At 37.1% G+C, this 18,267-nt stretch carries 16 protein-coding genes; 15 read left to right on the top strand and 1 reads right to left on the bottom strand.

Going from position 1 to position 18,267, the window contains the following annotated elements; all coding sequences use genetic code 11:
- Window positions 1-16: 16 nt before the first annotated feature.
- Window positions 17-871, top strand: a complete 855-nt coding sequence (locus LQV47_RS02635) for a T9SS type A sorting domain-containing protein (protein ID WP_115916763.1) — start codon at window positions 17-19, stop codon at window positions 869-871.
- Window positions 872-957: 86 nt separating this feature from the next.
- The gene (locus tag LQV47_RS02630; RefSeq protein ID WP_230033494.1) at window positions 958-2,229 is read left to right on the top strand and encodes a DUF6080 domain-containing protein; all 1,272 of its coding nucleotides are present in this window, start codon (window positions 958-960) and stop codon (window positions 2,227-2,229) included.
- A 153-nt stretch (window positions 2,230-2,382) separates the two neighbouring features.
- On the opposite strand, the gene LQV47_RS02625 is transcribed toward LQV47_RS02630, so the two are convergent.
- Entirely contained in the window at window positions 2,383-2,940 is a 558-nt protein-coding gene (locus LQV47_RS02625) for an SPOR domain-containing protein (RefSeq protein WP_230033492.1), read from the bottom strand.
- A 181-nt stretch (window positions 2,941-3,121) separates the two neighbouring features.
- Between LQV47_RS02625 and LQV47_RS02620 the strand changes: the two genes are divergently transcribed.
- From LQV47_RS02620 to LQV47_RS02560, 13 genes are all read left to right on the top strand, one after another.
- Window positions 3,122-4,480, top strand: a complete 1,359-nt coding sequence (locus LQV47_RS02620; protein ID WP_202272019.1) for a c-type cytochrome — start codon at window positions 3,122-3,124, stop codon at window positions 4,478-4,480.
- Between the two features lie 23 nt (window positions 4,481-4,503).
- Window positions 4,504-7,572 (top strand): TAT-variant-translocated molybdopterin oxidoreductase, encoded by a 3,069-nt coding sequence (locus LQV47_RS02615; RefSeq protein WP_230033488.1) that lies wholly within the window; start codon window positions 4,504-4,506, stop codon window positions 7,570-7,572.
- A gap of 25 nt (window positions 7,573-7,597) precedes the next feature.
- Window positions 7,598-8,995 (top strand): NrfD/PsrC family molybdoenzyme membrane anchor subunit, encoded by a 1,398-nt coding sequence (gene nrfD / locus LQV47_RS02610; RefSeq protein ID WP_047484639.1) that lies wholly within the window; start codon window positions 7,598-7,600, stop codon window positions 8,993-8,995.
- Complete coding sequence (locus LQV47_RS02605) at window positions 8,982-9,503, top strand: DUF3341 domain-containing protein (protein ID WP_047484637.1); 522 nt, start codon at window positions 8,982-8,984, stop codon at window positions 9,501-9,503. The genes nrfD and LQV47_RS02605 overlap by 14 nt, the downstream gene beginning before the upstream one ends.
- Window positions 9,496-10,191 carry a cytochrome c gene (locus tag LQV47_RS02600; RefSeq protein WP_230033480.1) on the top strand — a complete coding sequence of 232 codons (696 nt, stop codon included), beginning with the start codon at window positions 9,496-9,498 and terminating at the stop codon, window positions 10,189-10,191. Before LQV47_RS02605 ends, LQV47_RS02600 begins: the two co-directional genes overlap by 8 nt.
- Before the next feature lie 8 nt (window positions 10,192-10,199).
- A complete protein-coding gene (locus LQV47_RS02595) occupies window positions 10,200-11,531 on the top strand; it encodes a hypothetical protein (protein ID WP_047484633.1) in 1,332 nt (443 codons plus the stop codon).
- Between the two features lie 144 nt (window positions 11,532-11,675).
- Window positions 11,676-12,158 (top strand): hypothetical protein, encoded by a 483-nt coding sequence (locus tag LQV47_RS02590; RefSeq protein ID WP_230033478.1) that lies wholly within the window; start codon window positions 11,676-11,678, stop codon window positions 12,156-12,158.
- Between the two features lie 65 nt (window positions 12,159-12,223).
- Window positions 12,224-12,550 carry a hypothetical protein gene (locus LQV47_RS02585; protein ID WP_230033476.1) on the top strand — a complete coding sequence of 109 codons (327 nt, stop codon included), beginning with the start codon at window positions 12,224-12,226 and terminating at the stop codon, window positions 12,548-12,550.
- Between the two features lie 183 nt (window positions 12,551-12,733).
- Window positions 12,734-13,933, top strand: coding sequence for a hypothetical protein (locus LQV47_RS02580; RefSeq protein ID WP_230033474.1), 1,200 nt, complete (start codon window positions 12,734-12,736; stop codon window positions 13,931-13,933).
- On the top strand, window positions 13,934-14,470 hold the full coding sequence (locus tag LQV47_RS02575) for an adenine phosphoribosyltransferase (protein WP_230033472.1): 537 nt from the start codon (window positions 13,934-13,936) through the stop codon (window positions 14,468-14,470). It begins immediately after the preceding gene.
- A 202-nt stretch (window positions 14,471-14,672) separates the two neighbouring features.
- Complete coding sequence (locus LQV47_RS02570; protein WP_230033470.1) at window positions 14,673-15,380, top strand: tetratricopeptide repeat protein; 708 nt, start codon at window positions 14,673-14,675, stop codon at window positions 15,378-15,380.
- Window positions 15,381-15,383: 3 nt separating this feature from the next.
- Window positions 15,384-15,902, top strand: coding sequence for a 6,7-dimethyl-8-ribityllumazine synthase (gene ribH, locus LQV47_RS02565; RefSeq protein ID WP_034734563.1), 519 nt, complete (start codon window positions 15,384-15,386; stop codon window positions 15,900-15,902).
- A gap of 209 nt (window positions 15,903-16,111) precedes the next feature.
- The gene (locus LQV47_RS02560; protein WP_230034230.1) at window positions 16,112-18,190 is read left to right on the top strand and encodes an alkaline phosphatase family protein; all 2,079 of its coding nucleotides are present in this window, start codon (window positions 16,112-16,114) and stop codon (window positions 18,188-18,190) included.
- The last annotated feature ends 77 nt before the right edge of the window (window positions 18,191-18,267 follow it).

Here is an 18,267-nt window from a genome sequence, read left to right as displayed (position 1 = left end):
AGAAAAAAATATTCTCATGAAAAGAACTCTATTATCTTTTGCATTATTAGCAAGCTTTTATAGCAGCGCGCAGACAGTACTGTCTGAAAGTTTTGAAGGAACCTTCCCCCCTACAGGATGGACAAGATCAGCAACTTTAGCCTCAAGACCATGGGGACCGTCTAATGTAGCTAGTACTTTCCCATCAAGTGGAGCAGCAGCAGTAACAACCTATTCCATTAATGGAACAACTTCTGCTGCAATAGACTATTCAGCATCAAACAATGTTGCCAACCTGATAAGCCCATCTTTCAGCTTGGTAGGAACAACAAATCCTGCATTAAAATTTAAAGTGGTAGTAGGATGGTCTTATATGATCGATTTAGACAACGGAAACCTCATTGCACAGATATCAACAAATGGTGGAACCACATGGACAACTCTTTGGGATGAAGATACAGAAGCAGGTTTCACAGATGATGGAGATGGAAACGAAGCTACAGATTTATACAACACTGTACAAGTTCAAAAAGATTTATCTGCTTATGCTGGACAGGCAAATGTTCAAATAAGATTCCAATACACAGCAACAGATGCTGATGCAGTTTCTTTAGATGACGTTCAGGTTCTTACCAGCGGTACATTAGCCACTCATGAAGCCGTTTCAAAAAAAGCATCTTTAGACATCTATCCTAATCCTACTAAAGGAGAAATCAATATCAAAACTGATAAAAAAATAAAAGCTACTTCGGTTTTTGATATGACAGGAAAATCATTACTACAGACAAATTCCGAAAATCCAAATATATCTTCATTCCCAAAAGGGACATACTTAGTAAAGGTGGTATTTACGGACGGAAGTACTTCTACAAGAAAAGTAGTAAAAAACTAAGCGATTTAAATTTATATAATCTTAGAAGCTCACCTAATATGGTGAGCTTTTTATTTCTACTTTTGCAAAAAATCTGACCCGTGTCTTTGATCAAAACAAAACTTATTCATTTTTTAAAGCTGGTATTTCCTTCCACTTATACAGAAGTGGCCGTTTTTTTATTTTTTATCACCTGCTATGGAATCCTCGGATCTTACATAGCCCTCAACTACAGAATAATATTTGACAGCAGAATTCCATGGGATGCGTACTTTAGTTTTGATAACAAATCCATTCTTATGACCGGAGGAAGCTTCGAGAGACACCCCCTGTCCTATTATTTTTTCAATTGGGTCAGAGAATTTTCACTTTTTATTTCAGGAGGTAAAATGGATACTAATTTCAGGCTTACACTGGCATGGCTTAGCAACATCATCATCACATTGAATATTGTTCAGGTTTTTAAATACTTAAAAAATATTATCAGACTTCCTTTATCACTTAATGTACTCATCATCCTGTTTTTTGGTATTTTTTCAACGAATATCATCCTGTCATTCACTCCTGAAAACTTCACTTACACTCTATTCTTACTTAGCCTATACAACCACTATGCGGCCATCAAATTAAGAAAACAGGAAAAAACACCCACAGCAGCGTTATCACTGGCAGTCATTGGCATTGGAGGCCTTACTATAACCAATCTTGTAAAGGTTTTCATTCCGGTATTTTTTGAAAAAGGTCTTTTCCGGGATTGGAAAAAATTAGGTAATGCAATTCTGAGGGGAACAATTGCTGTTATTTGCTATGCACTACTCTACCTGAACCGGATTGATTTTAAATACCAGAACATCTTTTCAAAAACCAACCAGCAGTATGAAAAATTCTCTAATGTAGAATCCATACCTACATGGGATATGATCCTTTCTTTCTTTTTTGGCGGTAACATTTTATTCCCAGGTTTTATCATATCTGACAAACATAATATGAAAGGCTTTTCCTTCAAAGCACTTTATATGGAGTCGTATTCATCAGTGTTTTCATATATTTTCGTAGGTGTATTACTGGCACTGATAAGTTGGAGTTATTTTAAGAATTTTAAAAATAAATGGGTCCAGATTATTATGATCTCATTTTTTGTTGATATGATCATTCACTGTGTTATGAGATTCGGTCTTCACACCTCCTATATCTATGGAGGGCATTTTGTTTTTGTCTACCCACTGCTCATAGGATGGCTTTTCTATGCTTACAGATCATCCCCAAAAATATCCGCATTTTTAACATTAATCGTTGCTCTGCTGTTTGTTTACCTGCTGACCAACAACTGGTATAGAATGTCTGAGTTTTTCTGGTTCCTGGAAACGTATTACCAATAGAAAAGAGGCCGTCTCACAACTCGTGAAAACGGCCTTTTTTATGAAATTTTCCTGTACCCCTATATGAGAAGGGTTTTCGTTTAAATGATTCTCAACCCACATCGTTTAGTTGTGAGACAGCTTCTTTTTAGTATTTGTGAAATCAAATCTCTTTTATTTTGCTTCCGCACAGAAAATTCTGTACTGTACAGCAACAGCAGATTTGAAATATTCTCTGATTCTTGAAAGATCACCCGCAGCACTTTGTTTTGTAAAGTAACTTCCAGCTAAAATCTTATAATTTGGTCTTAAAGAAGCATCGGTTTCCACCTTAAGATTGGGGAATCTCTTTCTGAAATAAGCCTTCACCTCATTAGCTTCCTCATTGCTTTTAACCGTTGTAATCTGAATTTTAAATCCTAAAATTCTAGGATTCTTTTTACAAATCTCAGCATTTGTAAGTTCTCTATTTGGAACATAAATTTTAGGTGGCCTCGTGATTCCTCCAGTAGAAATACCATTATCGGTATTATTAGAATCTTTAGTTGGAATATTACTCGCAACTTTGGAACATTTGCCTTCAATTCCTTCCAAGGCAGTATTAATTTTAGAATCCATAGTCATGACAAGCTCCGTTCCCGAAAGCGTATCCTTTTTAACAACTTGCTGTGCTTCAATATTATAAAATCCTAATAATGATAATATTGAAAATATTTTGATCAGATTTCTCATTTAAACTTGTTTCCGCAAATTTATACAAATTAAAAAACTATACCAAACAGGTTATTTAGAATCAATACAAATTAACCTTAAATGACATTTTCCCCTTTTTATATGCCGTTAAATTAGTGTTAAAAATATTATTTTTGCGGGATTGATATGTTCAATATTTTACTAACATAAGATAATTTAAATGATTAGTTGGAGAAAGCATTATAAAAAAACGTTGATCGCAATAGGCTTATTGCTATCAACCAGTGCTTCATTTTACGGGCAAGACGGCGATCCTAAAAACGGAGAGAAACTTTTCAAAGCGAATTGTACTGCATGCCACGCGCTGGACAAACAGGTTATTGGACCTCCATTAAAAGGGGTTGTAGAACGTGTAAAGACAGAGGGTGGTGTAGACAAAGATTGGCTTCACAAGTGGATCAAAGACAACAAAGCTCTTAGAGCTTCTGGGGATAAATACGCCAATGAGATTTTTGAAAAGTATAATAAGACTGAGATGTTACAGTTTCCTAATCTTACAGAGAAGGATATTGATGACATTTTAGCTTTCACTACTAATCCTCCGGCTCCGGAAGAGAAAAAACCGGAAGCAACTTCTGCAACTGGCGCAGCCGCGGCAGCACCTGCAGACAAAACTACTACAAACATTGTCATCATTTCTCTTTTAGCGATTGCAGGTTTATTAGTTTGGATCTTGGTAAAACTAAGACAGCTGGTAACACTGGGTCAGTCTGAAGAATTAGCGGGTCTTAATGAAACAAGGGTTCGTTCGTTCAAGGAAATGTATGAGAAGTTCCATTACGTTGGGAAGATAGCTTTAACTATTCTGGCTATTCTTGCAGCTTACGGAGTATGGAACTGGCTAATGTGGATCGGGGTGTACAAAGGATACAAACCAGAACAACCTATCTACTTCTCTCACAAAATTCACGCTGGAGAACAGAAAATTGACTGTCAGCTATGTCACTCCAGTGCCAAATACGGAAAGGTATCTGAAATTCCTTCTATGAACGTTTGTATGAACTGTCACAGAACAATTTCTGAATACAACGCAGATCACTACATGGAGCCAGGAAAAGACAAGGCATTCTATGACGGAGAGATCCAGAAGATCTATGCTGCAACAGGTTGGGATCCTGCAAAACAACAGTACACAGGAAAAACTCAGCCGGTTGAATGGACAAGAATCCACAACATGCCAGACTTCGTGTACTTCAACCACTCTCAGCACGTAGTAGCTGGTGAGCAGGCAATCATCAATTCTTTCAACAAAAAGAATCCTGACAACAAAATTGATGTTGTATGTAAAGCTTGTCACGGAAAAATTGATACAATGAATGTTGTTCAAATGGCTAACGACTTTACTATGGGATGGTGTATCGAGTGCCACAGAACGACTGAAGTTGATATGAACAACGGTTATAATAAAGAGTACTTCAAAAATCTACATGACAAGTTGAAAAAACAATATCCTAAGGATGGAGGTAAAATCACTGTAGATGCAATTGGAGGTCTTGAGTGTGGTAAATGTCATTATTAATAACTAAAAAATTAGAAGTATAAATGGCTTCAAACAAAATACAATTCAGAAGTATTCATGAACTTAAAGACCCAGCTTTAAATAATAAGCTGGCTCAGAAAGAGTTTCAGGAAGAAATTCCGGTAGAAGATTTCCTTGGAGATGCTGAGAACAACGGATCAAGTACTTCAAGAAGAGACTTCCTAAAGCTTTTAGGATTCTCTACAGCAGCAGTTACATTAGCTGCCTGTGAAGCTCCGGTAATCAAAACAATTCCTTATGTGGTAAAGCCACATGATATTATTCCGGGAGTACCCAATTATTACGCTTCCACTTATTTTGATGGTTTCGACTTTGCCAGTGTTTTAGTAAAGACCCGTGAAGGTAGACCTATCAAAATTGATCCAAACCCAGCAGCTGGTGATTTAGGTAAAACTAATGCAAGAGCTCAGGCAAGTGTACTTTCTCTTTATGATAATGATAAAGTAAAGCAGCCTAAACTGGATGGTAAGGACGAAACTTTCGATAAAGTAGACAGCTTTGTTCTTAAAGGATTGGAAGATGCGAAAGCTGCAGGTAAAAAGATTGTGCTTTTGTCACACTCTTTTGCTTCACCAACTTTCAAAAAGCTATTTGCTGAATTCAAAGCAAAATATCCTACAGCAGAATTAGTAACCTATGATGCTTTCCCTTACTCTGCGTCTCTGGATGCAGCTCAGGAAGTATTCGGACAGAGAGCATTACCAGTATATGACCTTAAAGGTTCTGAATTGGTAGTTTCTTTTCAGGCTGACTTCTTAGGAGACTATAATGCTTCAAGCTTAGAAACTTCTTACGCAGCAGCAAGAAAGCCGGGTCCAAACATGTTGAGACACATCCAGGTGGAATCTAACATGTCATTGACAGGTGCTAATGCTGACTCAAGATACAGATTAAAGCCAAGTGCAGTAAACAAAACTTTAGTTGAAGTTTACAATGCAATTGTAGGTGGTGGTACTTCTGATAAGACGGCTACTGAAATTGCTAACGAACTTAAAGCAAAAGGCAGTAAAGCTGTTGTTTTAGCTGACAGTTCTAAAGGAGCACAGGTTTTAGCACACTTAATCAACCAAAAATTAGGATCAGTAGCTTTCACTGGTAAAGCAAACTTCCTGAAAGAATTTGATAAAGCAAGATACCAGGAATTCTTAGGATGGGTAAATGCAGGTCAGGTTGGCGTATTAATCGCAAACAATGTAGACCCTATTTACTCTCATCCAAAAGGAGAAGATTTCAAAAAATCTTTATCAAAAGTTGCTTGTGTAGTAGCTGTTGCTGATAAGAAAAATGAAATGTACAAAGCAGCGAAAGCTGTAATTCCTGTAGCTAACTGGCTAGAATCTTGGGGTGATATTGAACCTCAGACAGGAGTATATTCATTAATGCAGCCTACGATCCAGAAAATCTACAAGTCAAGACAGATTGAAGAATCTTTATTGGTTTGGAAGAATGGAAAAAACAATGCTGCTAACAACTACTATGATTATTTAAAAGCCAGCTCAGCTTCTATCTTAGGTGCTACTTCTTTCAATAAGGCTTTATATAACGGTATTGTTACTTCTAACAACGCAACAACATTATCTTATACAGGTGGAAACGCTGCACAGGCGGTTGCTGAATTAGGAAACTTTAAAGCTTCCGAATTAGAATTGGTATTATATACTAAGACTTCAATGGGAGATGGTACTCAGGCAAACAACCCTTGGTTGCAGGAATTACCGGATCCTCTTACCAGAATGTCTTGGGATAATTACTTGACAATTTCTCCTAAAGATGCAGAGAAATTTGCGATTGATAACGATCTTAATGCAAGAATGCAGTTGGATGGTTCTATCGTAAACCTTACTGTAAACGGAGTAACAATAAAAGATGTTCCTGTATTCATTCAACCCGGTCAGGCAGAAGGATCTGTAGGTCTAGCGCTTGGTTATGGTAAAAAGAACTCAGGAGCTACTGCAGATACAGGGGTAAATGCTTATCCATTATTTGATGGTTCTAACCTGGCTCTTTCAGGAGTTAAAATTGAAAAGACAGGAGAAGATCACGAATTTGCAGGTATCCAGCTTCAAAACACCTTAATGGGACGTTATGAAATTGCTAAGGAAGTTCCTTTAGCGGAATTCATCAGCGTACCTTTTGATGATGAGCACAAAGGATGGAACAAGCCTTTGGAATACCACACCATCAGTGGAGCACTTCCAGCAAGAAAAATTGACCTTTGGGATGCTTTTGATGATACAGATGGTCCTCACTTCAACTTATCTATCGACTTAAACTCTTGTACAGGTTGTGGAGCTTGCGTTATTGCATGTCAGGCTGAAAACAACGTTCCTGTAGTAGGTAAAGAAGAGGTAAGAATGTCCAGAGATATGTATTGGTTAAGAATTGACCGTTACTATTCTTCAAGACAGAAAGTAGAGGTATATGAAGGATTAAAAGAAGGAATGGCTGTACCAGAATTATACGGTACTGCTTTCAATAAAGAAGGAGGTGCATTAAACCACCCTGCAGACAATCCGGATGTAATCTTCCAGCCTGTAATGTGTCAGCACTGTAACCACGCTCCATGTGAAACTGTATGTCCGGTAGCGGCTACTTCACACGGTAAACAAGGTCAAAACCATATGGCTTACAACAGATGTATCGGTACCAGATATTGTGCAAACAACTGTCCGTACAAAGTAAGACGTTTCAACTGGTTTACGTATAACCTAAATGACAAGTTCGACTTCAACATGAACAACGATTTAGGAAGAATGGTACTTAACCCAGACGTAGTTGTAAGAACTAGAGGGGTAATGGAGAAATGTTCAATGTGTATCCAAGAAACTCAGGCTACTATTTTAGCAGCTAAGAGAGACAACAGAAAAGTAACAGATGCTGAGTTTAAAAACTCTTGTGCTTGTGCTGCTGCTTGTTCTACTGGAGCAATGACGTTCGGAGACATGAATGACAAAGAATCTGAAGTTAGAGATTTATATTCTAGCAACAGAAGATATTATTTACTAGAGGAGATCGGAACCAAACCAAATGTGTTCTATCATACTAAAGTAAGAAACAGAGTAGAAAAATAAAGTTTAAATAATAAATAGGTAAAAAATGTCAGGACATTACGAAGCTCCGATAAGGGAACCTCTGATTATTGGTCACAAAACTTATCACGATATCACAGAAGATATTGCACGACCTATCGAAGAAAGAGCAGGTAAATTATGGTGGATTTCACTATATGCCGCACTAGTTCTATTCATCTATGGATTCGGCTGTATCGCTTATACTATCGGGACAGGTATTGGAGCATGGGGGCTTAACAGAACTATTAACTGGGGTTGGGATATTACCAACTTCGTATGGTGGGTAGGTATCGGTCACGCCGGGACCCTAATCTCAGCAGTATTATTATTATTTAGACAGAGATGGAGAATGTCTGTAAACAGATCTGCAGAGGCGATGACGATCTTTGCGGTGGTGCAGGCAGCAATCTTCCCTGTAATTCACATGGGTAGAGTTTGGGTTGGATACTGGGTATTCCCTTTACCAAACCAGTTCGGTTCTCTTTGGGGGAACTTTAACTCTCCGCTATTATGGGACGTATTTGCGATCTCAACTTATTTCTCAGTATCAACTGTATTCTGGTTTATGGGATTAATCCCTGACTTTGCAATGATCAGAGATAGAGCAAAAACTCCTTGGACTAAGAAGATTTATACATTCTTAGCTTTCGGTTGGGGTGGTAAAGCAAAACACTGGCAAAGATTCGAAGAACTTTCTTTGGTTCTTGCAGGGTTAGCTACTCCACTTGTATTCTCGGTACACACTACGGTATCTTTTGACTTCGCAACTTCAGTTATTAAAGGATGGCACTCTACAATCTACCCTCCTTACTTCGTAGCTGGTGCAATCTTCTCAGGATTCGCAATGGTACAGACCCTATTGTTGATCGCCAGAAAAGTTTGTCACCTTGAAGATTACATTACTATGTATCATATCGAAATTATGAACATTGTAATCGTTTTAACAGGGGGTATGGTAACGGTAGCCTATGCTACTGAATACTTCATCGGATGGTATTCCGGATCAAGATTTGAAGACTTTACGTACCTTTCACCAGGTGCTGCAGTAGGACCTTACTGGTGGGCTTTCTGGTCATTGATTATCTGTAACCTTGTTGTTCCTGCATCTTTCTGGTTCAAAAAAGCAAGAACCAATATTATCTGGACATTCATTGTTGCATTGATCATTAACATCGGTATGTGGTTTGAGCGTTTCGATATCATCGTTATCAACCTTTCAAGAGATTACTTACCAGGATCTTGGACTATGTTTAAGCCAACGATCATTGATGTGGGTGTATACTTAGGAACAATCGGATTCTTCTCTGTATTATTCTTATTATACGCAAGAACATTCCCTGTAATTGCACAGGCTGAATTAAAATCGATTCTGAAAATTTCAGGTGAAACTTATAAAGCAAAAGAAGGAGATGAGCACCACTAAAATTGTATACGGACTTTATGCTGACGACGACGATTTAATGAACGGCGTTAAAGCATTCAACGATAAAGGAATCAAAATAAACGAAGTATATACTCCGTTTCCGGTTCACGGACTAGACAAAGCTTTAGGATTAAAGAAAACAAGAATTTCTGATGCGGCCTTTCTATATGCTCTTTATGGTGTTACTATCGGTGCTACGGTTACCTGGTATGTAATGAACCATGACTGGCCTCAGAATATTGGTGGTAAACCAGCTTTTGACTGGGCACACAATATGCCGGCATTCGTAGTTCCAATGTTCGAATTAATGGTATTCTGTGCAGCTCACATGATGTCTTTAACTTTCTTGGTTAGAAACAAAATGTATCCAGGAGCTCCCGCTCAGAACCCAGATCCAAGAACTACTGATGATAAATTCATGATGGAATTTGTAACTGAAGATGTAGAATCTGTAAAACAGTTACTTATTGAAACTGGAGTTGAAGAAATAACTGTTAAAGATGCTTAAAATGAAAAAGAATGTATTAAAAATTACAGCAGTTTTAGGTTTAACTACAGTTTTACTTAATTCTTGCGGACCAAAAGACAATGCTCCATTGGTATATTTTCCGGACATGTATTTTCCGGTAGCTTATGACCCATTGATGAAAGCTCAGGATGCATACTCAGATCATGAGAATGAAATCCCTGCATTTGTAAAAAACAGCTTTGCAACAGGTCTTGCTCCCGTAGAAGGTTCAGTAGCTCAAAATAAAGACGGAATCTTTGAAGAAGGTTTACTTCCTAAAAATGTAGATCAATACAATGCAGGATATGACGCTTCCAAGAATATGACAACCTCTCCTCTTAATCCGGCAAACGCTGCCAAAGATATTGAAAGAGGAAAAATGTTGTTTGACCGTACTTGTGCTGCATGTCATGGAACAGGAGGTGATGGACAAGGTCCAATTGTACAAACCGGTGCTTTCTCTGGTGTACCCAACTATTCTGATAGAGAAATTACGGTAGGATCTGTTCATTATGTATTAACAAACGGTAGAAATGCAATGGGATCTTATGCGGGACAACTGAACGCAGGAGACAGATGGAGAGTGGCAATGTATGTGATGAGTGCTTTCAAAAAAGGAGCAGCAGCACCGGCAGCAGCTACAGCAGCGGCGCCAGCAACTGAAACGACTACCGAAACTAAAAAATAAGAAAAGAAATGTATAGTTTTTCACCAAAATTAAAATCAACTTCTATAATACTTCTTGTTGTAGGTTTAGTTCTGTTTGGTATTGGCTTCTTTATGAATAAAGGACTTTCTACTGAGAAAATAGAACAAATGATGGAAGCTGTTCATGCTTCAGGTCATAATGCTCCTACCCACTCAAGTGAAATGGTTGGACCACAGGATCACGCGGCTCATTTAGAGCATGCCGAGCTTCAGGTTCACAACCAGCCATTAGCATCGCTGCACTTTGTAGCTGTCTTTTTCTTTGGAGTAAGTTGTGCTGTATTGTTTTTCTACTGTATTCAGCATGCTGCCCACGCTGGTTGGCCAATTATTATTACAAGAGTAATGGAAGCTATTGCTTCTTATATTCCTTACGGAGGTGCAATTCTGGTTATTATGATGATATTGAATATCACGCACAATGGCCACCTATTCCACTGGATGGATCCTGAATTAACGAATCCTGAATCTGCACACTTTGACGTAATTTTATTCGAAAAGAAAAGATTCTTAAATATACCTTTCTATGCTATCAGAACGATCATTTATGTAGTAGGTGCTTCATTCTTTGCATGGAAACTGAAAGCTCAGTCTAAAAAAGTAGATGAAACTAAATCTAAAGTTGAATATCAGATGCTTTACAGATGGGCAGTAGGATATATTGCATTCTTCGGATTTGCTTCTGCTGCTTGGGCTTGGGACTGGTTAATGTCTATTGATCCTCACTGGTATTCTACAATGTATATCTGGTATTCAATGGTTAGCTGCCTTTCAAGTGGTATTGCTGTAATCATTCTATTAAGTGTTTATCTTAAGAAAAATGGTTTCTTACCTCAGTTCAATGACAACCACTTACACGATTTAGGAGTATTCCTTTTCGCTACAAGTATGCTTTGGACGTATACATGGTTCGCTCAGTTCATGCTTTACTGGTATGCCAACGTTCCGGAAGAGGTTAACTACTTCTTTGGAAGATTCCAGCACTATGGTACTACATTCTTACCAATGCTTATTGTAAACTTCTTATTACCATTATTGGTATTAGTGAGCAGCAGCATCAAGAGAAACTACAAAGTAGTAACAGTAATGGCTGTAGTAGTTATTTTAGGACACATCCTGGATTACTTCAACATGGTAATGCCTGGAACGGTAGGACCATACTGGAACACTCCTGAAGTATTCTTATTAATACTGGGAGCTCTCCTATTCGTAGTTGGATTGTTTATGTTTACTGTACTTTCTGCTTTATCTAAACTGAAGCTGATTCCTACAGGAAACCCTTACTTACACGAATCTGAAATTTATGAGTATCCTTTCTAAGGACTTGTAACAAAATAAAATTATAAAAGACTGATTGGTAAACGATCAGTCTTTTTTTATGCAGTCAACCCAAATAGCTGTCGTGTTAGGATTAATTTCCTGCATAATCATAAGCCTGATGTCTAATCGCAATAATATAGTGCTATGAAAAAAATGTATCTGGTTTACCTGCTATTCTGCCTGGTCTCCATTTTCACCCATGCCCAGACCATTACTTTCGTTTCCGAAAAAAGCAATATTCCTCTTCCAAAGGTTTCTGTTTTTGGTAAAGACGGTAGTATACTCGCCTACTCTGATATTGATGGGAAAATTGATAAACAATCCTTATCCCCGGCTCAGGAAAAATTCCAGCTGGTATATAATAATTTTCTGGTAGCCACACTCTCCTATTCAGATTTTGACCAGCCATTTATTAAGATCAATGATCAGGTAAAAGAAATAGAAACCGTAGTCATTAAAAATAATAAACCTGCAAAATACATTCTTATAAAAGGAAATTTTAATTCTTATGTTACCGTCAACAATAAACTGAATGCCTATGCCGATGGAATTGTAACCTATATCTTCGATAATAAAACAAAAAAGCTGAAAAGCAGCCGGGTGGAACAATATCGGACAGACTTATAGATCCTAAGAAAGAAAAGAACCAGACCGCTCTTTGGGATTATGGAAGCTCATTGGGAATCCCCAATATGAAAAAGGTGGGAAATCTTGATGAATACAAAAAGAAAAACATAAAAATAAAAGAGCTTAAAAGCAGTAGCAAAGATGAAATGGAGGTTACCGGTGAATACCTGCAGCAAAAAGAATTTGCCCTGTTTGGATTCCGTTTTTTTGATCTGAGAGGAATTCAGAATATCGCTTTTGAAAAGGATTCTCAAAAAACACTCAAAGACTTACTGGAATTTAATGAAATCCTTTTTATTAAACTAAAGCATAAAAGTGAGGAAAACTACAACCAGATTATTTCTTATCAAAATCTTTATCCTTCAGAAATCAGCTTCAGTGAACGATACTGATGAAGTAAAATTTAATAAAGACTACAGCAACTACAAAACCCAGTATTGGCAAGATTCCTCATTCCCCAATATGCAGACCATTTTTAGCTCTTTTTTCAAGGACAACTTGAAGGAAAAACAAAATAAAAAATAAAATCCACTATTAATAAAGGTTTTATTAAATTTGCAACAAACCAAATAAAAATGAAAAAGTTTTCTTTTCTACTTGTTTTCAGTCTGTTGCTTTTTACAGCATGTAAGAAAGATCATGTAGATGCTACGAATACTAAAACACTGCAGTCGAGTATCAATGATATGACGGCCAGCTTATCAACCATTAAACAGATAAAGTTTAATGAAGCTCTTTATATCCTTAAAACATTCGGTGTAGAAGCAGATGGTGATGTGAACGAGCTAAAAGCACTTGGAAAACTGATTGACGGAAAAAAGGTGCCAGAGATCCTGACACTGGCAGACGAAATTGCACAGAAAAACGGAATCGAATGGGCAAGTACCGGCCCGCCTTCATTGGGAGAAATGAATATCTTCGGAGATGATAAAGCCAAGGAAAGTGACCCTAATGATGTAAAAGCAGGAGCGCTAAGCCTTGTTACAAGACCAACGGGAGATGACGGAACTGGAGCTCCTACATCAATACAAATTATTCCAAGGCTTGTAGATGCTGCAGGAAATCCGGTATCATTTACAGGCGCAGGACTAGAGGCAACATTAGAGGTTTTCAGCAACGGAGTGAGACTTTCTACAGCCAAAAACCTGATGCAGGATAATAACTTTAAAGGATTTAACCTTAAATTCTCCTCTATTCCGGCTTCAAAAGTAGTTGATAATAAAATAGACATCACTGTTTCAGTAAAAACAACAGCAAAAACATTCAAGATGTCAAAAATAGGGCTTGATGTAAATGCTGCTGCCCTTAAAGTTCCTGCCGTTCCTAAAACAGACACTGCAGCAGTAACTCAGCAGCCAAGTGCTGTAATAGATCCGAATAATCCTTCAACAACACCTACCACTACAGAACCAGGTACTGCAACTCCAACATCACCGGCTGCTCCAAAGCAACCTGCCGCAGATCCTAAAAATACAGTAAGTAAGTTTTTGAACAGCGTAAGCTCTCAAAATTTAAAAGCAGCATACGATGCCTCCAATAACCCAAGCTGGGGAAGCTATGAGTCTTTCTCAAACCCAACTTCAGGTTTCGGATCTGTAAAAAATGTAAGCGTAAAAAACATCACTACAAGTGCTACCAATCCTAATGGAGCCAGTGTAAATGCAACGTATGATGTAACCGATAAAAATGGTAAAACGACATCTCTAAAAGTAACTTTCGGACTTAAAAATGTAAACGGAGACTGGAAAATTTCCAGCTATAAAATAAACCCATAAATGGCTTCAGCAGAACTGATCAAAAGACTAGAAGAAACAATTGAAAATTTCCCTGACTTTCCAATACCAGGAATACAGTTTAAGGATATTTCACCTATTTTTCTAGACCCAAAACTATATGAAGATGTAATAGCCGACCTGGTTACCTTCAGCAAAGGAAAAATAGACGCTGTATGCGGAATAGAAAGCCGGGGTTACCTTTTTGGAATCGCCATTGCAGTGGCATTGGAAGTTCCGTTCATTCTGATCAGAAAAAAAGGAAAACTTCCGCCACCTATTATTTCAGAGAAATATGACCTGGAATATGGTACTGCTGAAATAGAAACCCGTGAAGGACAAATCAAAAAAGGACAGAGAATACTGATACATGATGACTTATTGGCTACCGGAGGTACTACCGAAGCAGCTGCCAAACTGGTAGAGAAACAAGGAGCTACCGTTTCTCAGTTCAGTTTCCTTATTGGCTTAAAAGGCCTGGGGGGAGATGAAAAACTTAAAAAGTTCGGTGCCGAAATCTATCATATCTTAGAATACTAAGAACTTTACTTATAAATTATTCGACTCCGCTCAGCGAGACAACATCAACAAAAGGTTGGTTTAAAAAAAGCCTGCAGAGCGGAGTCGAAGCATTTTTATGATAAACAGATACTATTTCATAACATTTGCATAATAATACTGATAAAGTATTTTGTAAATCATTCAGAAACAATTAAATTTGCAGTTCAATTTTTAAAAACTTATGGCAAAATTGGGAAAGAATGCTCAGAATGAGCAAGAAGGTAAAGAAACGGTTGAGTTCTTTAAAGACCTTGACAGAGAGGCTTTAAACACTGAGAGATTTCTTGAAAAATATTCAAAACCTTTAGGGATTGTATTTGGAGTTTTAATCTTAGGCGTTCTAGGATTCTTTGGGTACAAGCAATTTGTAGTTGCTCCTAAGAATGTTGAAGCTGTAAAAAGTTTCCTTGCTGCTCAAAAAAACCTTGTAGAAGGTAAAGATAAAGAGGCTTTAGGTGGAAAATCTGCAGCTAATCCAGGTTTTGTAGGTACATATAACGATTATTCAGGAACAAGCGTAGGTCAGCTTTCTGCTTACAATGCCGGATTATTGAAATTTAAAGAAGGCAAATTCCAGGAATCTTACGACCTTTTAGATAAGTTTTCATCTGATAACAAAACGTTAATGGCAATGAAATACGGGGCTATGGCGGATGCGAAATCAGGTCTTAACAAAAACGATGAGGCTTTAGCTTTATTAGATAAGGCAGCAACAGCTTCTGATGATCCTTACACTACTTATTTCTTCACAAGAAAAGCAGGGATCGTAGCATTAGGGTTGAAGAAAAATCCGGAAGCTAAAAAATACTTCTCAGCAATTGACGAGAAATATCAGGACTATGACAACGGAATGTCTGATTCTTATATTGAAATGACTAAATATTATTAAAAAATGGCAACAGTTAATCTTTCCGATTACAAGCCACTTCATATAACTAATGCCGAAGATTTTTCTATCGGCATTGTTTTTTCTGAGTGGAATGACTTTGTAACATACAATCTTCGCGATGCAGCTTTAGAAATACTTGAAAAAGAAGGGGTAAAACCTGAGAACATTAAACTTTTTCCTGTTCCCGGAGCTTTTGAACTGAACTATGCAAGCATGCAGCTTTGCAAAGAAAGAAAATATGATGCCGTGATATCCATCGGATGTGTAATCCGTGGAGAAACCCCTCACTTCGACTATGTTTGTTCTGCAGTAGCACAGGGAATCAAAGACTGTAACATCATGACGGATACCCCTACAATATTCTGCGTATTGACTGATGATACCAAAGAACAATCTATTGCCAGAAGTGGTGGTGATTTAGGTAATAAAGGAGTTGAAGCAGCAGTAACCGCTTTAAGAATGATTGATTTCAAAAAGAAATTATCGGATAAAAAAGGAAATATCGGATTCGGGCACTCCTAATTTGATACAACATATAGAGGGCTATTTTTAATAGTCCTTTTTTTATTGAATTGTTACAAAAGCATACAGAACAACTGAAAAATAAATAGATTGAAAATTTATTATTTTAATTCCTAAATCTTACCCATAAACGCTATATTTTTATTTTTTTCTATTAAAAGTTACACACAAAAACTATCTTTGTGCAAACTACTATAGACAGCATCTCCATGTTTTTAAAAAAAATAAAACCGTTCCTATATTTAGGAGTTTTCTATATTATTATCTCGTTAATAATAAGGACAGTATTCTTTTTTCACCCTATTACAACCGCTAGTTTTGGATTTTTTGAAATAATAAAAGTCTTGTTAGTTGGCCTTTTGAATGATTTCTTTGTCTTCATACTGGCCAGTGCATTACTTGCACTTTACTTTTTATTTCTCTCCAATTCAAAATATAAAAAGCCCTACGGCTATATTATTTTTGGAATATTAGTCTTATTTTTCCTTTATATATGGCTCATCCCGAACAATATCTTCAAGCAGTACGGAGGCTCTATAACAGAAGTTGCACTGGCATTTGTAGGAATAAAGACCTTTTTCTTTGGACTCATGCTCTTCCTTCCTACTCAAAGGATTAAAATTCGTAACACATTATACTTTATTACCCTTTTATTATATGTACTTTCCATCATCTTTAATGGAGTAAGTGAGTACTTCTTTTATAATGAATTTGGAGTACGCTATAACTTCATAGCAGTAGATTATCTGATCTACACCAATGAAGTGATCGGAAATATTATGGAAAGCTACCCTGTAGTTCCTTTATTTTCGGCAATACTTATTGTAACATTATCTATTACCTGGTTCATCTATAAAAAAACAAAAAATGAACTTTTGGAGCTTCCAAACTTCAAGGAAAAAATGATTTTGCTGGGCTCCTATGCTGTTCTTTGCGGAACTAGTTTATTGGTAATCCCTTCATTGATGCAGATTAAGTCTGACAATGTTTTTGCAAATGAAATTGAAGCGAATGGAATTCCTAAGTTCTATTGGGCCTTTACCCATAATGAGCTAGACTATTTCCAGTTTTATTCACAGATCAATCAACAGCAGGCAGAAAAGAATTTCTTAAGCCAGTATTCACCGCCTGCATTGGCAAGAAATATTGTAGCTGAACAGCCCGAGCTAAAGAAAAATGTAGTCCTGATCTCCATTGAAAGCCTTTCTGCAGATTTTATGGAACATTATGGAAATACTCAAAAAATCACTCCGTTCTTAGACAGCCTGGCAGAGAAGTCATTGATGTTCACCAACCTCTATGCTACAGGAAACAGAACCGTACGCGGTCTGGAAGCTTTAACCCTTTGTATCCCTCCAACAGCAGGAGAAAGTATTATTAAAAGAGATGATAATAAAAACAAATTTACAACAGGAAATGTTTTTAAATCTAAAGGCTATGATGTTAAATTTCTTTACGGAGGATATAGCTATTTTGATAATATGCAGGACTTCTTCCAAGGAAATGGGTATGGCATCGTAGACAGAAATAATTTTAAACCTGAGGAAATCAGTTTTGCCAATGTTTGGGGCGTTGCGGATGAAGATATGGCTAAAAAAGCAATCCAGGTGATGAATGCCGAAGCAAAATCAGGAAAACCGTTTTTTAATCATTGGATGACCGTTTCCAATCACAGACCATTCACTTATCCTGATGGAAGGATTGATATTCCGGGAACATCAAAATCCCGTGAAGGCGGTGTAAAATATACAGATTATTCGCTTAAACTTTTCTTTGATATGGCTAAAAAACAGGATTGGTACAAAAATACAGTCTTTGTTATCATTGCAGACCATTGCGCTTCCAGTGCAGGAAAAACAGAACTTCCGATGGATAAATACAGAATTCCAGCCATGATTTTTTCGGAAGGATTTATCGAGCCTCAAAAGTTTAATTCACTGATGTCCCAGATCGATATAATGCCTACGGTTTTAGGGCTTCTGAATTTCAGTTACCAGTCTAAGTTCTTGGGTCAGGATGTTTTCACAAAAGAATTCCAGCCTAAAGCTTATGTTGCTACGTATCAGGATCTGGGCTTTATAAAGGATGGACATCTAACGGTAATTTCTCCGGTAAAAAAAGCAAAACAATATTCTTTAGAACTGGATAAAAGTGATCTTGCACCGGAATTTAAGCTGTATTATAACGAAAAACTATTAAAGAATACCGATCAGAAACTGATAGATGAAACCATCTCAGCCTATCAGTCTACATCCTATTGGCTGAAAACAAAACAGCTGAACAGATAAAACATTATGTATTTTTAAAATATTGACTGATATAGTTTTAACTTAATTTAATTAAATTTACCCATAAAATTATTAGT

The sequence above is a fragment of the Chryseobacterium sp. Bi04 genome (assembly GCF_918698085.1).
In the GTDB taxonomy this organism is placed as follows: Bacteria; Bacteroidota; Bacteroidia; order Flavobacteriales; family Weeksellaceae; genus Chryseobacterium.
The sequence above is the reverse complement of the archived record's forward strand: the minus strand, read 5'-3'. Positions and strand labels throughout refer to the sequence as shown.

Excerpts from the sequence above, each read along its gene's own strand:
- LQV47_RS02570 (WP_230033470.1), top strand. The coding sequence starts at position 14,673 with ATGGCAAAATTGGGAAAGAATGCTCAGAATGAGCAAGAAGGTAAAGAA.
- LQV47_RS02605 (WP_047484637.1), top strand. The coding sequence starts at position 8,982 with ATGAGCACCACTAAAATTGTATACGGACTTTATGCTGACGACGACGAT.
- LQV47_RS02590 (WP_230033478.1), top strand. The coding sequence starts at position 11,676 with ATGAAAAAAATGTATCTGGTTTACCTGCTATTCTGCCTGGTCTCCATT.
- LQV47_RS02575 (WP_230033472.1), top strand. The coding sequence starts at position 13,934 with ATGGCTTCAGCAGAACTGATCAAAAGACTAGAAGAAACAATTGAAAAT.
- LQV47_RS02560 (WP_230034230.1), top strand. The coding sequence starts at position 16,112 with ATGTTTTTAAAAAAAATAAAACCGTTCCTATATTTAGGAGTTTTCTAT.
- LQV47_RS02615 (WP_230033488.1), top strand. The coding sequence starts at position 4,504 with ATGGCTTCAAACAAAATACAATTCAGAAGTATTCATGAACTTAAAGAC.
- LQV47_RS02595 (WP_047484633.1), top strand. The coding sequence starts at position 10,200 with ATGTATAGTTTTTCACCAAAATTAAAATCAACTTCTATAATACTTCTT.
- LQV47_RS02635 (WP_115916763.1), top strand. The coding sequence starts at position 17 with ATGAAAAGAACTCTATTATCTTTTGCATTATTAGCAAGCTTTTATAGC.
- LQV47_RS02580 (WP_230033474.1), top strand. The coding sequence starts at position 12,734 with ATGAAAAAGTTTTCTTTTCTACTTGTTTTCAGTCTGTTGCTTTTTACA.
- LQV47_RS02600 (WP_230033480.1), top strand. The coding sequence starts at position 9,496 with ATGCTTAAAATGAAAAAGAATGTATTAAAAATTACAGCAGTTTTAGGT.
- LQV47_RS02620 (WP_202272019.1), top strand. The coding sequence starts at position 3,122 with ATGATTAGTTGGAGAAAGCATTATAAAAAAACGTTGATCGCAATAGGC.
- LQV47_RS02585 (WP_230033476.1), top strand. The coding sequence starts at position 12,224 with ATGAAAAAGGTGGGAAATCTTGATGAATACAAAAAGAAAAACATAAAA.
- LQV47_RS02625 (WP_230033492.1), bottom strand. The coding sequence starts at position 2,940 with ATGAGAAATCTGATCAAAATATTTTCAATATTATCATTATTAGGATTT.
- ribH (WP_034734563.1), top strand. The coding sequence starts at position 15,384 with ATGGCAACAGTTAATCTTTCCGATTACAAGCCACTTCATATAACTAAT.
- nrfD (WP_047484639.1), top strand. The coding sequence starts at position 7,598 with ATGTCAGGACATTACGAAGCTCCGATAAGGGAACCTCTGATTATTGGT.